Origin of the sequence: Kitasatospora sp. NPDC088861 (assembly GCF_044750105.1) — a bacterium.
GTDB lineage: Bacteria > Actinomycetota > Actinomycetes > Streptomycetales > Streptomycetaceae > Kitasatospora.
This window is the reverse complement of record NZ_JBIVJF010000001.1, coordinates 150471-165913: the sequence shown is the minus strand read 5'-3', so window position 1 is coordinate 165913 and position 15443 is coordinate 150471. Positions and strand designations below refer to the sequence as shown.

The following is a 15443-nucleotide window of genomic DNA, read 5'->3' as shown; positions in this document are numbered from 1 at the left end:
GGTTGCGACGGCGGCATCTCCACTCCTCAAAACTGCTGGTGGAGATGGAAGTTGACGTGCAAGGCGGCAAGGCCGGACAACCCTGAGCTGTCAACGCGGAGTTGACCGAGTTTTCTCAGGGAGAAAGAAATGGTGGCCGGATAGTCGCACTGGCACACTGGGGACCCATGTCTGAAGGTGCCCCGCCCGAGCCCGCCCCCGCCGAGGATCTGCGTACGACCGAGGTCGATCTCGGCGGACTGGTGAACGTCCTCGCCACCCACCTCTACTCCACCCCGCTGGTCGCTCTGCGCGAACTCGTCCAGAACGCCCACGACTCGCACACCCGCCGACTCCTGGAGGACCCGGACGGCGACCACCGCCCGCTGATCCGGGTGCGCGGAGACGCCGCCCGGCGGACCGTCTCCATCGAGGACACCGGCGCCGGCCTCACCGAGCCGGAGATCCATGCCTACCTCGCCACCGTCGGCACCGGCTACACCCGGATGCTGCGCGACCTCACCGGCAACCAGGAGCTGATCGGCGCCTTCGGCCTCGGCTTCCTCTCCGCCTTCTCGGTGGCCGACGAGGTCGCCGTCACCACCACCTCGCACCGCGAACCGCACCTCGGCCACCGCTACCGCAGCCGGGGCGGCGAGCAGTACCAGGTCGACCCGGTGCCCGCCCGGCCCCGCCCCGGCACGGTCGTCGAGCTGACCCTCAAGGCCGAACACGCCCACCTCGCCGACGAGGACGCGCTGCGCGACGTGCTCGGCCGGTACTGCGTGCTGCTGCCGATCCCGGTCCACGTCGGCGACGACGAGCAGCCCGTCAACAACGTCGAGGTGCCCTGGCGCCACAGCGTGCCGGGTGACCAGCACGCCGCCCGGATGCGCTTCGCCACCGCCTTCGGCCGCCGCTTCGAGCCGCTCACCGCCTTCCCCGTCCACCCGGCCGAGGGCGGCACCGGGGGAGGGGCCGCGGGCGGCACCGACGCGATCGGCCTGCTCTGGGTCCAGGACGGCGGCACTTACGGCAGCAGCGACAACCGCGACCTCGCCGTCTACCTGCGCGGCATGCTGCTCGCCGAGGACGCCCGCGACCTGCTGCCCAGCTGGGCCGGGTTCATCGGCGGCGTGGTCGAGTCCAGCCGGCTCACCCCCACCGCCAGCCGCGAGGACCTCCAGCGCGACGACCACTACCGCGCACTCCAGCGCGCCCTCACCGACGCCATCGTCGACGGCCTGTACGAGACCGCCCGGCTGCGGCCCGCCGCCTGGCGCCGCATCCTCACCCGGCACGGCCAGGACCTGCTCGGCGCCGCGCTCTGCGACGAGCGGCTGTTCACCCTGCTCGCCGACGACGTCCCCGTCCCCACCTCCCAGGGCGACCTCACCGCCGGCGCGCTGCGGGCCGCGGGCGGGGGCGCGGTGCACGTCGCGCTCGGCAGCGGCGGCGGCTTCGAGGAGATGCTGTACCGGGCGATGCGGGTGCCGATCGCCCGCGGCGACCGCTACGCCGTCCTGCCCTTCCTGCGCCGCTACGCCCAGCTGCGCGGCTGCCGCCTGGTCGAGCTGGGCAGCGAGCACGGCGACCGCGAGCTGTTCCGCGACCCGGAGCGCCCGCTGCCGGCCGGCGAGGCGGCCTGGCTGGCCGGCGCCCTCGCGGACGAGGGCGAGCAGCTCGTCCCGGCCCGGTTCGACCCGCCCGGCCTGCCGCTGGTCCTGGTGCCGGACCGCGAGGCCGAGCTGAAGGCCCGGATCGAGGACGACCAGGCCGACGCCCGGATCCCGTCCGCGGCGCTGCGGCTGGCCCGGGCGTTCACCGCCCGCACCGACGGCGAGGTCAGGGCCCGCCTCTACCTCAACCTGTCCTGCCCGGCCGTGCTGGACCTGCTCGCCGCCTACCGCGCCGGGCACACCGGCAGCGCCACGGCGGCGGGGCTGCTCCGCTCGCTCAAGGTGATCATGGCAGCCGCCTCGGCGGGCCCGGCCGGCTCGTCCGGAGGCGACCTCACCGCCGCGCTGTCCGGCGTCGGCACCGCGGTCTCGGCGCTGACCGCCGCCGTCCCGGCCGGCCTGCCGGGCGTCCCGGACACCCTCGGCGCCCTCCCGGACGAGGCGTGACGGACGGATTGTCAGTGGTCCGCGGTAGACATCACATCAGCACCACGCAGGGGGACACCACATGAGTACCGACATCTGGGCCTGGGTCCACGACGCCCACCGCCAGCTGGCCGAGGCCGGCCACCGGCGGCTGGCCGACGCCATCTACGAGCTGCCCGGCCACGCCAACGAGGGCCGCAACGACCAGGTGGACGCCGTCTACCCGGAGGCGCTGGCCGCCTCCCGGGCGCTCGGCCTGCCCTGGGTCGAGGTCTACCTGCGGCACTGGCGGATGCAGAACCTGCTGAACAAGCGCCACCAGGGCGAGCAGGCCCTGCCCGAGGCGGTCGACCTGCTGGAGTTCGCCCACCGCGAGGAGACGGCGGGCTGCCCGCAGTCCGTCTGCGTGGTGCAGGACTTCGCGATCTGCCACGCCCGGGTCGACGGCCCCGGCTACGTGCCGGAGCGGCTGGCGGTGCTCGGCGAGACGCTGGAGCGGATCGAGCCCGGCCGCGCCTGCTTCGACTGCCTCTCCCGCGAGTACTCCGACGCGCTGGAGGACGACGGCCGCCACACCGAGGCGCTCGCCCACCTGGACACCGCCGCCACCCGGATCCAGGCGGCCGGCGAGCGGCTCTCGCTGCACTTCCACCACGCCAGGGCCGGCACCCTGCACCGGCTCGGCCGGCACCAGGAGGTGCTCGCGCTGCTCGACACCGCCGAGCAGGCCGAGCGCTCCCGCGGCCACGAGATCGACGAGAGCGACCGGCTCTGGGGCGGCCTGCTGCGGGCCCGCGCGCTGGCCTCGCTCGGTCGGACGGAGGAGGCGCTGGCGCTGCTGCCCGACCGGGAGGCCGCCGAGCGCCACGCCGACCTGCGGGACGGCTGGACGCACACGGTCGAGCTGCTGGTCGCGGCCGGCGCCTGGGAGAACGACGCCGAGCTGGGCGCCGCCGTGGCCGGCTGGGTCGGCTACCTGGACGGCACCGGCTCGCACCGCCCGTGCGTGGACCTGCTGCTGGCGGCGGGTCGGCTCGCCCTCGCCCGCGGCGCCCGGACGGTGGCGCTGACCCTCGCCGCGACCGGGGAGCGCAAGCTCGCCCAGCTGCGCCGCACCGACGGCGTGGCCGCGGAGGTCGCCGCGCTGCGGGCGGCCGCCGAGGCGCTGCCGGAGCCCGAGCTGCCCGTCCCGCCCGGCGAGCTGGCGGCGCACCTGGCCGAGGTCGGTGTGCCCTACGAGACCGGCGCCGACCTGCTCTCCGTCGCCCTGGACCAGTACCGGGGCGAGCCGGCCGGTGCCACCGAACTGGCCGTCAACCTGGCCGCGGTGCTCGGCAGCCTCGGCCACGCCCGGGCCGCCGGCGACCTGCTCTGGCACTGGCTCGACACCGCCCCGACCGACGAGGTGCTGATCGGCATGCTCGGCTCCGCCCTGATCGACGCGGGGGACGGCGAGGGCGTCCGCCGCCTCGCCGACCGGCTGGCCGACGACAGCCCGGAGGACGGGCACTGGATACGCGCCCGCTGGGCCGCCGCCGAGGGCCGCTGGGCCGAGGTGCTGGAGCAGTGCGAGGCGATCCTGGCCCTGGACGCCGGCCGGATCAACACCCGCCGGCTGGCCGCCGGCGCCGCCACCGAGCTGGGCGACCACGCCACCGCGCAGCGGCTGTACCAGGAGCTCCTGGAGCACGCGCTGCCCGCCGAGGCCGCCCCGGAGGAGGAGCGCCACCGCACCGTCCAGGAGTCCGACCTCTGGCACCTGATCACGGCGGCCACCGCCAACCGGGACTGGGCCGCGGTCCGTTCCGCCGGCGCGCTGCTCGGCATCGAGTTCGACGAGCCCGAGGGGCCGGTGGACGAGGAGTGGCAGCTGGTCACCGTCCGGGCCACCCGCACCAACGGCGCCACCGCCGACCTGCCCGCCGTCCGCACCGGTCCGGCCACCGCCCGGATCCTGCCGGTGCTCGGCGAAGACCTGACGCTCAACCACGGCGACGTGGTGGTCTTCGCCCCGGCGCTGCTGGAGCCGCCGCCGGCCGAGGACGCCCCCGAGGAGGAGCGGCGCGGCTGGCGCCCGGTGTTCGAGCTGCTCACCCTGCTCGACCCGGCGGGGTACACCACGTACTGGATCGACGGCGGCTGGCCCGGCGACGAGCCGTGGGCGGCGCTGCGCGAGAGCCTCCAGCAGGCCGGCTACGCGGTCTGGGCGTACAGCGGGGAGCAGTACCGCATCACCGACCCGGCCGACGAGGACGGCACGCTGCCCGGCGTGTACGCCGCCCTCGGGGTGCCGCCGACGGCCTCCGCCGCCGAGGCCGACGCGCTGCTGCACCGGCTCACCGGGGACTGGGCGCACCCGCTCGCCTGGCTCGACCTGGCCAAGGCGGCGGGCGCGGACGCCGCCCGGCACGAGGAGGTCGTCGAGCGCTACGGCCTCTGACCCGGTCTGGCCCCGGCCGCCGGCCCCGGTCTGGTCCGGCCCCGGCCCGGTCCGGGCACGCGCGCCACGGGGGCGGGGCGCGCGTGCCCGGACCGGGAACCATCCCGGGATCTGTCGAGTCTTGGTAAATGCTTTACCATTTCATTGCCAAGACTCGACCCCCAGGAGTGTCCGCCCGTGACCAGCCTCGCCCTCGGCCCGTCCTGGCTCGATCCGACCAACCTGATCTCCGCCTTCGGTCTGATCGGCATCCTGGCCATCGTCTTCGCCGAGTCCGGCCTGCTGATCGGCTTCTTCCTGCCGGGGGACTCGCTGCTGTTCACCACCGGCCTGCTGGTGGCCGGCGGCACCTACCTGCACCAGCCGCTCTGGCTGGTCTGCGCGCTGATCGTGGCCGCCGCGGTGGCGGGGGACCAGGTCGGCTACCTGTTCGGCCGCAAGGTCGGGCCGAGCCTGTTCCGCCGCGCCGACTCCCGGCTCTTCAAGCAGGAGAACGTGGAGAAGGCCGCCGCCTTCTTCGACCGGCACGGTCCCAAGGCGATCGTGCTGGCCCGCTTCGTGCCGATCGTGCGCACCTTCACCCCGATCGTCGCCGGGGTGAGCAGGATGAACTACCGCACCTTCGTGGTCTTCAACCTCGTCGGCGGCGTGCTGTGGGGCGCCGGTGTCACCGTGCTCGGCTACTTCCTGGGCCAGATCCCGTTCGTCCGGGAGAACATCGAGGCGATCCTGGTCGGCATCGTGCTGGTCTCGGTGGTCCCGGTGGCGGTCGAACTGCTGCGGGCCCGCCGTTCCGGCGCGGCGTCCGCCGACCGCCACCGCGCCGGGTAGGCGTCCGCGGCCCCCGCCGGGGTACGCCACGTACATGTGCGTCCGGCAGTTCGATCAGGCAAGGTGTAACCCGAGATCGAACGGTGGCCGACGGCCACCAGGGGCGGCAAGGAGCGGAAGTGCCTAAGCGGGGCCGACCGGGCGCAGGCAAGCGGGCGAGGGGAGGCCGGGCGGTCCGTCAGACCCGGCGGACGCCGCCGGTACGGCCGGTGAACCCCGCCGAGGCGCCGCCCACCGAGGGCCTGCTGGGCCATCCGGCCCCGACCGTCGAGCCCGCCACCGTCGTCCCCTTCGTCCCGCCGATCACGGAGACCAGGGGCCTGCTGTCCCCGGAGCCGGAGCCGGAGCCGGCCCCCGAGTCCGGGGCGCCCGCCGGGTCCGGGCCGCACCCCGCGCTCGGGCCGCACCCCGTGCCCGGGCAGGCGCCCGGCCCGGAGGACGCGCGCCCGGCCCGCCGCCGATCGGTCGCCGAGGACACCCTCACCCCCGAGGAGTGGCGGGCCGCCGGCTACACCCCGCCGATGGGCATCCCGGTCCCGGAGCTGACCGCCGGTGCCCCCGGCGAGGCGCCCTGGCCGGACCGGATGCGCACCCTGCTGCGCATGCCGATGTCCGAGCGCCCCGCCTTCGAACGGACCGCCCGCGAGCTGCACCCCTCCGCGGGTGCGACCCGCAACGTCCCCCGCATCCTCGACCTGACGCTGCGCATCGGCGAGCTGCTGCTCGCCAGCGGCGAGGCCGCCGAGGACGTCGAGGCGGCGATGCTCGGCATCGCGCACGCCTACCGGCTGGACCGCTGCGAGCCGCAGGTGACCTTCACCCTGATCGGCATCTCGCACCAGCCCTCGCTGGTCGAGCCGCCGATCACCGCCGACCGGGTGGTGCGCCGCCGCACCTCCGACTACACCCGGCTGAACGCGGTCTACGAGCTGGTCGCGGACATCACCGCGGAGAAGGTCACGGTCAACGACGCCTACCGCCGGCTCGCCCTGATCCGCCGCAACCGGCACCCGTACCCGGGCTGGATGCTCGCGCTGACCACGGGTCTGCTGGCCGGCGCGGCCACCTTCCTGGTCGGCGGGCGGATCGACGACAAGGCCTGGCTGGTGTTCGCCAGCGCCTTCGTCGCGGCCGTCCTCGGCGACCGGCTGGCCTCCACGCTGGCCCGGCGCCGGCTGCCGGAGTTCTACCAGTTCGTGGCGGCCGCGATGCCGGCCGCCGCCTCCGGGATCATCCTGTCCTTCAACGACTGGGGCCTGCGCGGCTCGGTGGTGATCACCGGTGGCCTGTTCGCGCTGCTGCCCGGCCGGGCGCTGGTCGCCGCCGTCCAGGACGGCCTGACCGGCTTCTACATCACCGCCGCGGCCCGCCTGCTGGAGGTGATCTACCTGGTCGCGGGCATCGTGATCGGCGTGATGCTGATCCTCTACCTGGGGGTCGGCTTCGAGGCGAAGCTGCGGCCGGACGAGAGCCTGGCGGGCGTCACCTACCCGCCGGTCCAGATGATCGCCGCGATGCTGCTGACCCTGGCCTTCGCCACGCTGCTGCAGACCGACCGCCGCTCGCTCGCGCTGGTCACCCTGAACAGCGGCATCGGCTGGGCCAGCTACGGCGTGCTGGCGTACAACGCGGGCATCTCCCCGATCGTGGCGACGGGGGTGGCGGCCGGCCTGGTCGGCCTGTTCGGCCAGCTGATGGCGCGCTACCGCAACGGCTCCGCGCTGCCGTACGTGACCGCCGCGATCGGCCCGCTGATGCCCGGTTCGGCGCTCTACCTGGGGATGCTGTCCTTCGCCCAGGGCCACGCCAGCGCGGGCCTGGTGTCCGTCTCCCGGGCGGCGGCGATCGCGATGGCGCTGGCGATCGGGGTGAACCTCGGCGGTGAGATCGCCCGGATGTTCATGAAGCTGCCGGTCGGCGGCGAGCGCCCGTCGCTGTACCCGGTCGTGCCGCGCCGGGCGGCCAAACGCACTCGCGGGTTCTGACCGCGCGTTGGACCGGTGTTGGGCTCCGGGCCATGTCACGGCAGGCCGCACGCAGGACCAGGAACGAAGGTAAGACGCATGACCACACTGCTGGACGGCTACCGCGAGCACATCGTCGCCGCGCACAAACAGCCGTTGTTCCTGCTGCTGGTCGGCTTCATCACCTCCTTCGTGTGCATCCGGTTCAGCGTCCGGATGATCCGCGCCGAGGTGCGGTGGTGGTTCGGCAACGTCACCCCCGGCGGCCTGCACATCCATCACATGGTGTTCGGCCTGGGATTCCTGCTGGTCGGCGGCGTCGGGGTGTTCGCCACGTACGGCGGGCACCCGTGGATCGACTGGTTCGGGCTGGTCTTCGGCATCGGCTGCGGTCTGGTGCTGGACGAGTTCGCGCTGATCCTGCACCTGGACGACGTGTACTGGAGCGAGCAGGGCCGCAAGTCGGTGGACGCGGTGATCTTCGGGATCCTGTTCACCGCCCTCCTGCTGGTCGGGTACGTGCCGCTCGGCGTGGTGCCCAGCCAGGAGACCAGGTGGGGCCTGATCACGGTGATCTCGGTGAACGCCCTGGCCTCGGTGATCACCCTGATCAAGGGCAAGATGTGGACCGGCCTGCTCGGCATCATGGTCCCCGGCCTGTCCTGGATCGGGGCGATCCGGCTGGCCCGCCCGAGCAGCCCGTGGGCCCGCTGGCGGTATGCCACGCGCCCGCGCCGCCGGGCGCGTGCGCTCCGGCGCGAGCGCCTGCTGCACCGGCGTGCGGACCGGGCCCGTACCTGGCTTTTCGACCTGATCGCCGGCGCTCCCGACAAGGTGCCCGCGAACCACCCCGCCGCCCACCGGGTGGCCGAGCGGATGTCCGCCCGGGCCACCGCCCACCTCGACGCGCACGCCGCCCGGGCGCTGGCCCGGCGTCAGGCGCGGCTGGCGGACCGCCGCTCGGCGGCCGCCGCCGGGGCCGGGGCGGCGAACTCCCCGGCGGCGGGTGGGCCGTACGGCGGGGGCGGCCCCGGCGCGGGCCCGTCCCTCGGGGCGCAGCAGCGCCGTCGTGCGATCCGGGCGGGGCGCAATCGGACGTACGCGGTTCGTCCGACCGGGGTGGAGCACCGGTCCGGGCGACACCCCCACCTGCGGCCGCACACCCGCCGGATCCACCGGTAGTTCGCATACCCTGTGCGCCCGGCTGAAGGTGACTTGTGGTCAGATCATCTGATGGTCACCCGCCCGGCGGAGTGCGTCCGAGGTGTGAAAAGCGCCGGAGTTGAGAACATGATCGGCGAGTGACCGTTCTGTCATGTGATGGGATGATTCGTCGGACCTGCTCCGCCCGGCCGCCCCGCCCGAGCGCCGCGGACCGTCCGCCGCCGTCCCCTCCGGACCCGTGAGAAGGGGATGTCTCGTGGCGCGCAGGCTCCTGCCGACCCTCCTGTTGTCCCTCACCGCCCTGCTCGGGCTGCTCCCCGCAGCCCAGGCCGCCCCGGCGGACCCCGAACCGGCCGCCGGCCCCGCCCGGACGGAGGACCCGTACCCGACCACCGGGGAGATCGACCGGGCCCGCGCCGAGGCCGACCGCACCGCCGCCTCCGTCACCGCCATCGAAGCCGGCCTCGCCGCCGCCCGGACCGAACTCGACCAGGCCGGCCGCAGCGCCGAACAGGCCGTCGAGGCCTACAACGGCGCCCAGCTCGCCCTCGTCCGGGCCCGCGCCGACGAGACTGCCGCCGCCCGGAGCGCCACCGCCGCCGAGGCCGACCGCACCGCGGCCGCCGAGGACGCCGCCCAGCTCGCCGCCGAAACGTACCGCCAGGGCGCGGGCGCCGCACTCTCCGCCCTCAACGCCCTGCTCGGCGCCCACGGCCCGCGCGAAGCCGGCGACCGCGCCGCCGTGATCGGCGTCGCCAGCGAGCGCACCCGGCAGATCCTCGACGCCGCCACCTCCACCGCCGCCGCCGCGACCCGCGCCTCCGCCGCCGCCCGCGCCGCCACCGAGAACGCCGAGAAGGCCGCCGCCGAGGTCGGCGCCGCCAAGGCCAGGGCCGAGGCCAGGCTCGCGGCCCAGCAGGAGGCGGTCACCGCCGCCGACCGCCGCCGCGAACAACTGCTCACCGACCTGGCCGCCGCCCGGCACACCACCGTCGACCTGGAACGCCGGCGCAGCGAGGCCCTGGAGGCGATCGCCGCCCGCGAGGCCGAGGCCGCCGCCCGCGCCGCCGCCGAGAAGGCCGCCGCCGAAGCGGCCGCCGCGGCCGAGGCCGCCGCCAAGGCCACCCCGGCCGCACCTCCCGCCGCCGGCGGCCCGTGGTCCGCCGAGGGCGCCGCCGCCGCCATCGCCTTCGCCCGCTCCAAGATCGGCCTGCCCTACATCTGGGGCGGCGAGGGCCCGGCCGGCTACGACTGCTCCGGGCTCACCATGATGGCCTGGCGCGAGGGCGGCAAACAGCTCAACCACTTCGCCGCCGACCAGTACGCCCAGAGCACCCCGGTCAGCTACCGCCAGCTGCGCCCCGGCGACCTCGTGTTCTGGACGGACACCGGCCGCGCCGTCGACATCCACCACGTCGGCCTCTACATCGGCGACGACCAGATGATCGAGGCCCCCCGCGTCGGCATGCCGGTCAAACAGGCCAGCCTCTGGATCATGGGCACCCCCGACTTCTACGCCCGCCCGTAGCGCCCGGCCCGCTTCCGCGCCCGCCCGCAGGGCCCGATGTGCGCGCCCGGCTCGCGTCGGGGCTGTCGGCGGCGGGCGCTAGCGTGGCCGCGTCGATCACTCGGGAGGAGACGCGATGAGGCTGCGGGACGTCGAGGCGGGGGACGTCGGGGCGTACGTCCGGATGCGGTGCGACGCGGTGATGATGGCCCAGCTGGGCGGGCCGCTGCCGGAGGAGCGGGTGCGGGAGCGGCTGCGCAAGGACGTCGTGGAGGTCGCCGAGGACCGTTCGTGGATCAAGGTGATCGTCCCGGACGGCGCCGGGCCGGAGGTGGTGGCCGGCTCCGTCACGCTCTGGTCGCACGAGGAGGACGGCGCCGCCGTGGCCGAGATCGGCTGGATGGTGCTGCCCGAGTTCCAGGGGCGCGGCCTCGCCAAGGCGGCCGTCCGGGAACTGCTGGACGCGGCCGCCCGGGACGGCCGGTGGGGCCCGGTGCACGCCTTCCCGGCGACGGCCAACGGCCCGTCCAACGGGATCTGCCGGGCGCTCGGCTTCCGGCTGCTCGGCGAGCTGGACGTCGACTTCGCCGACCGAGTCCTGCACTGCAACCACTGGGTGGTGGTGCCGGGGGAGCACCACGCATCGGGCACGGAATAAATGGGATGCCGCCCGAAAGCGGCGCCCGTACGGTGGCCCGATGGGCAACACAACCGATGACGGGGCCGTCGACATCGTGAACGGCCTCCAGATCCGCGCGATCGCCGAGAGCGAGGTGGCCGCGTGGGACCGGGCGCTCGCTCTGGGCTTCCTGCGTTCGCACGCGGAGAGCACGGCCGACTTCCGCCGCCTGCAGTGGGAGCCGGGCCGGATGCTGGCCGGCTTCGACGGCGACCGCTGCATCGCCACCTTCCGCAGCTTCGACGTCGAGCTGACCGTCCCGGGCGGGGCCACCGTCCGGGCCGACGCCGTCACCGCCGTGACGGTCAGCACCACCCACCGCCGCCGCGGCCTGCTCGGCACGTTGATGCGCCGCGACCTCGCGGCCGCCGCCGAGCGGGGTTCGGCGGTCGCCATCCTGATCGCCGCCGAGTACAACATCTACGGCCGCTACGGCTTCGGCCCGGCCACCCGCGGCCACGGCTGGAACATCGACCTGCACCGCACCCGCGGTCTGCGCGACGGCCTGCCCACCGTGCCCGGCGGGCGGATCGACTTCGTGACCATGGCGCAGGCCCGCGAGCTGGGCCCCGACCTGCACGAGCGCTGGCGGCGCACCCAGCCGGGCGCGATCGCCCGCGACGAGCTGTGGTGGAAGCGGAACACCGGCGAACTCAAGGTGCCGGGGAACGAGTTCAAGGAGCCGTTCGCGGCCGTCCACCGGGACGCCGACGGTACGGTCACCGGCCTGGTGGCCTACCGGGTCGACGACACCTGGGACGGCAGCTACCCGAACTGCACCCTGACCGTGGCCGACTTCCTCGCCCTCGACCGGGCGACCGCCGCCGAACTGTGGCGCTTCGTCCTCTCCGTCGACTGGGTGCACAAGGTCGTCGCGGAGAACATCGGCCCGGACGACCCGCTGCCGCTGCTGCTCCAGGACCCGCGCGCCGCCACCCCGTACGTGGACAACGCCGACTTCACCTGGCTGCGGGTGCTGGACGTGGCGGCCGCGTTCGACGCCCGGACGTACGGCGCGCCCGGCCGGGTGGTCCTGGAGGTCGAGGACCGGCTCGGCTACGCCTCCGGCCGCTGGGCGATCGAGGTCGCTGCGGACGGCACCGGCCGCTGCACCCGGACCACGGACGACGCCGACCTCGCCCTGGACGCCTCCGAGCTGGCGTCGCTCTACCTGGGCGGCGAGACGGCGCCCCGGCTGCTCGCGGCCGGCCTGCTCACCGAACTGCGCCCCGGCGCGGCGGCCGCCGCCGACCTGCTGCTGCGCACGCCGCTGCAGCCCTGGAACCCGGACGGCTTCTGAGCGACCGCCACGCCGAGGGCCGGATCGCACCGCTGCGGTCCGGCCCTCGACGCGTCCGAGCTGCCCTCGGGCGGGTTACTTGACGGCGGTTTTCCCGATGGTGGGCAGGATGAAGTCCTGAATGAGGCCCTTGGCATCGCGGACGATCGGGCGGAACACCCGATAACGCGAGAGGTTGATCACCCGGGCCGCCATGGGAGTGGACCGGCGGACGAATTCCCGCGTCCGCTCGGTGTCCTCGGTCCGGTCGAAGACCCAGTAGAGCACCACGACCATCAGGTGCAGCCAGAGCACGTCGGGCAGCAGCTCGCCCAGCTCGGCGTCCAGCTTGGGGGCCAGCTCCGATCCCTGCAACACGTCGCGGAACAGTTCCACGGCGGTCGCTCGCGCCGGGTGGGACTCGTTGGAGAACGGGCTCAGCGAGCTGGTGGGGTCGGCGGCCGTGCGGAAGAACTGCGCGGCGAACTCGTGGTACGGCGCGGCCGTGTCGAGCCAGGAGGTCAGCGCGATTTCCAGGCGCTCGGCAAAGTTCCGCGTATGGGCCATGCGGTTCCTGGCATCCGCCGCATGGTCGTACGTCATTCGGTCATAGAACCCTTGAATCAGGAATTCCTTCGCCGAGAAATAGTAGTAAGCATTGCCGACCGAGACGCCCGCCTCGGTGGCGATCGCGCGCATGGTGGTCTTCTCGTAGCCGCGCTCCTGGAAGAGCCGCATCGCGGTCTCCAGGATCAGTGCCCGGGTCTGCTCGCTCTTGTCGGTCTTCGGCTGCGCCCGGCCGCCGGGCATGGGCCCGCTGTCGGCCGCACCGCTCGTGCCGTCCGTTCGGTTCGTCGCTGCCAGGTCGTCCACGGGCACGAGCCTAACCGGAGACGAAGCTCCGACCCGTGTCGGTGGACGCGGCACCGGGCGTCCCCTCCGTGCTCGGTGCCACATCCACCACCCCCGCCATTTCGAACGCGTTCAAAATGATGTGAGCACTGTAGAGGTTTCGCTTGAACATGTTCAACTCCAATCTGTGGGAGGCTCGTCACATGATCAGTCCCGTGCAGACCACCATCCGGCGCGGCGGAGCGCAGGACGCCGCGGCCGTCGCCGACCTGCACGCCCACAGCTGGAGCACCGCCTACCGCGGGATCGTCCCCGCGGACGCGCTCGGCGACGGGCTGCCCGTCCAGCGGCGCGAGCTGTGGGAGCTGCGGTTGACCGTCGACTACGGCGATCCGGCCGCCGAGCCCGAACTGCTGATCGCCGAACAGGCCGGGGAGGCGGTCGGGTTCATCTACCTCGTCCCGCAGCCGGACGGCCGGGTACTGGTCGACAACCTGCACGTCCGCCCCGGGCGGACCGGCGGCGGCGTCGGCCGCGCGCTGTTCGCCGCGGCCCGCGCCCACGTCGCCGAACGGCACCCCGGGGCCGAGCTGTACCTGGAGGTGCTGCGCGACAACGTCCGCGCGATCGCCTTCTACGAGCGCGAGGGCGGCGTGCGGACGCGGGTGCAGGAGGGTGTGTTCCCGGGCGGGTACGTGCTGCCCGAGTGCGTGTACAGCTGGTCCGCCGAGAGCCTCGCGGCGCAGGCGGTGTCAGCGCAGGCGGCGCCGGCTCAGCCGACGTCGTAGACCGTCACCGGCACCCCTCGCTCCACCAGCCGCGCGGACACCAGCGGTTCGACCCGCTCCCAGCGCCCGCCGGCCAGCCCGCAGCCGATCCGCGGCATGTGGACGGAGGCGCCGAGTTCCCGCGCGTGGTCGCCCAGCGCGGCCAGCGCGGTGTCGATCGCCTCGTACCGGACCGGCACCCCGGTGGAGCGCCCCGTCCGGATGCCGCGCTGGCCGACCAGGTTGGCCACCCAGACGTACGGCTCGACCTGCACCAACTGCAGGGCGCCGAGCCCGAAGTCGTTCCCCGCCCGCTCCCGGTGCCAGCGCCGGAACGCGGCCTCGGGCTCGGGCCAGCGTCCGGACAGCGCGAGCACGAAGCCCTTGCCCCAGCCGCCGAGGTCGTTGCAGACGTGCGCGATCACCTTCACGCCCTTGCCCTGCGGCGCGGTGGCATCGCCCCGGACATAGGTGATTTCCGCCATGCCTCGAACGCTAGACCGAGGCTCTGACAGTCCGCTCGGCATTTTCCGCAGGGGCCCCGGCGGCGGGTGCCGCCCCGACCCCGCCGGCGCGCAGGTGCCGCCGCCCGGCCAGGGCGATCAGCAGGGCGAGCGCGGCGGCGCAGGCCGGCAGCGCGTAGCCGGTGCCGGGGGCGGCGTGCTCGGCGACCGCGCCGGCGAGCGCCGCGCCGCCCGAGATGCCGACCACGATGCCGGACACCGCGACCGCCATCCCCTCGTTGAACTGCCGCCCCGGCAGCAGCTCCTGGACCAGCGTCATGCCGGTCACCATGGTCGGCGCGGTGGCCGTGCCGGCCGCGAACAGCGCGATCCCGAGCAGGCCGAGCCCGGCCCCGCCCAGTCCGGCGGCGAGCGGCAGCAGCAGCACCCCGGCCATCGCCGCGGCCCCGGACAGGAAGCGCACCCCGGTCGCCCGACGCGGCGTCAGCAGTCCGAACAGCAGCCCGGCCAGGCAGGATCCGCCCGCGACCAGGGCCAGCAGCGCGCCCGCCGCCGCCTTGTGCCCGAGCGCGTCGGCGTACGCGACGGTGGTGATCTCGGTCGAGCCGAAGACGACGCCGGTGGCGAGGAAGGCGAGCAGCAGCACCCGCAGCCCGGGCACCCGCAGCGGCGAGCCGTGGCGGTCGCCCTCCGAGCGGGCGGGCAACGGTGGTTCGGTGCGCCGCTGGGCCGCGAACAGGAGGGCGCCGGTGGTGCCGAGCGCCCCGGCGGCGAGCAGTCCGGCCTCCGGGGCGACCGCCGTGCAGAGCGTCATGGCGAGGACGGGCCCGGCCGTGAAGCAGAGTTCGTCCAGGGCCTGTTCGAGGGAGTTGGCCAGGTGCCGGGCGGCCGGGTCGGCCCGGTACAGGTGTGCCCAGCGGGCCCGGGCCATGCCGCCGAGGTTGGGCGCGGCCGCGCCGGCCGCCCAGCAGGCGTAGAGCGTCCAGTCGGGTGCGCCGAGCCGGAGGCAGAGCAGCAGGGCGGCGAGCGGGGCGGCGTTGTAGAGCGCGGCCGGTACGGTCACCCGCGCCTGCCCGTACCGGTCCACCAGCCGACCGAGCAGCGGCATCCCGATCGCGCCGGTGATCAGCCCGGCCGCCGAGACGGTGCCGGCCAGCGCGTAGGAGCCGCGCCGTTCGGCGAGCAGCACGACCAGCGAGACGCCGTTCATCGACAACGCGAGCCGGCCGAGCAGCCCGGCGAGGGTGAAGGCGGCTGCGCCGGGGGCCGCGAACAGCCGCCGGTAGGAGGTGAGGAGGGCGCGCGAGGGCATCGGGCTCCTGGGGAGGGTGAGGGGGGTGCCCATCAGCCTCCCGTCGGTGCCCGGCGGCGGTCCAACACCTGTTCCGTCGCATTCACAGCAGGTTGTTGTT

Annotated in this window: 12 protein-coding genes; 9 read left to right on the top strand and 3 right to left on the bottom strand. The window is 74.5% G+C overall.

The genetic code is table 11. The features are described 5' to 3' along the window. The first annotated feature begins 167 nt into the window (after positions 1-167). The 8 genes from ACIP37_RS00785 (at position 168) to ACIP37_RS00750 (ending at position 11969) form a co-directional block, all read left to right on the top strand. Positions 168-2105 (top strand): ATP-binding protein, encoded by a 1938-nt coding sequence (locus ACIP37_RS00785; protein ID WP_363631810.1) that lies wholly within the window; start codon positions 168-170, stop codon positions 2103-2105. Positions 2106-2166: 61 nt separating this feature from the next. Beyond that, the gene (locus ACIP37_RS00780) at positions 2167-4524 is read left to right on the top strand and encodes a hypothetical protein (protein WP_363582402.1); all 2358 of its coding nucleotides are present in this window, start codon (positions 2167-2169) and stop codon (positions 4522-4524) included. Between the two features lie 177 nt (positions 4525-4701). Then, positions 4702-5355 (top strand): VTT domain-containing protein, encoded by a 654-nt coding sequence (locus ACIP37_RS00775; protein WP_350878332.1) that lies wholly within the window; start codon positions 4702-4704, stop codon positions 5353-5355. A 209-nt stretch (positions 5356-5564) separates the two neighbouring features. Next, complete coding sequence (locus ACIP37_RS00770; RefSeq protein ID WP_363582400.1) at positions 5565-7340, top strand: threonine/serine exporter family protein; 1776 nt, start codon at positions 5565-5567, stop codon at positions 7338-7340. Between the two features lie 78 nt (positions 7341-7418). Next, entirely contained in the window at positions 7419-8501 is a 1083-nt protein-coding gene (locus ACIP37_RS00765) for a hypothetical protein (RefSeq protein WP_400842981.1), read from the top strand. 238 nt (positions 8502-8739) lie between these two features. Then, positions 8740-10011 carry a C40 family peptidase gene (locus tag ACIP37_RS00760; protein ID WP_400842978.1) on the top strand — a complete coding sequence of 424 codons (1272 nt, stop codon included), beginning with the start codon at positions 8740-8742 and terminating at the stop codon, positions 10009-10011. 115 nt (positions 10012-10126) lie between these two features. Further along, the gene (locus ACIP37_RS00755) at positions 10127-10648 is read left to right on the top strand and encodes a GNAT family N-acetyltransferase (RefSeq protein ID WP_400809928.1); all 522 of its coding nucleotides are present in this window, start codon (positions 10127-10129) and stop codon (positions 10646-10648) included. A gap of 40 nt (positions 10649-10688) precedes the next feature. Then, on the top strand, positions 10689-11969 hold the full coding sequence (locus ACIP37_RS00750; protein WP_363631787.1) for a GNAT family N-acetyltransferase: 1281 nt from the start codon (positions 10689-10691) through the stop codon (positions 11967-11969). A gap of 75 nt (positions 11970-12044) precedes the next feature. On the opposite strand, the gene ACIP37_RS00745 is transcribed toward ACIP37_RS00750, so the two are convergent. Further along, positions 12045-12821, bottom strand: coding sequence for a TetR family transcriptional regulator (locus ACIP37_RS00745; protein WP_363582390.1), 777 nt, complete (start codon positions 12819-12821; stop codon positions 12045-12047). A gap of 194 nt (positions 12822-13015) precedes the next feature. On the opposite strand from ACIP37_RS00745, the gene ACIP37_RS00740 reads away from it, so the two are divergent. Beyond that, entirely contained in the window at positions 13016-13588 is a 573-nt protein-coding gene (locus tag ACIP37_RS00740) for a GNAT family N-acetyltransferase (RefSeq protein ID WP_400809931.1), read from the top strand. Here the strand turns inward: ACIP37_RS00740 and ACIP37_RS00735 are convergent. Further along, positions 13573-14052, bottom strand: coding sequence for a macro domain-containing protein (locus tag ACIP37_RS00735; protein WP_363631783.1), 480 nt, complete (start codon positions 14050-14052; stop codon positions 13573-13575). The genes ACIP37_RS00740 and ACIP37_RS00735 overlap by 16 nt on opposite strands. A gap of 10 nt (positions 14053-14062) precedes the next feature. Beyond that, a complete protein-coding gene (locus ACIP37_RS00730; protein WP_400809934.1) occupies positions 14063-15376 on the bottom strand; it encodes an MFS transporter in 1314 nt (437 codons plus the stop codon). Between the last annotated feature and the right edge of the window lie 67 nt (positions 15377-15443).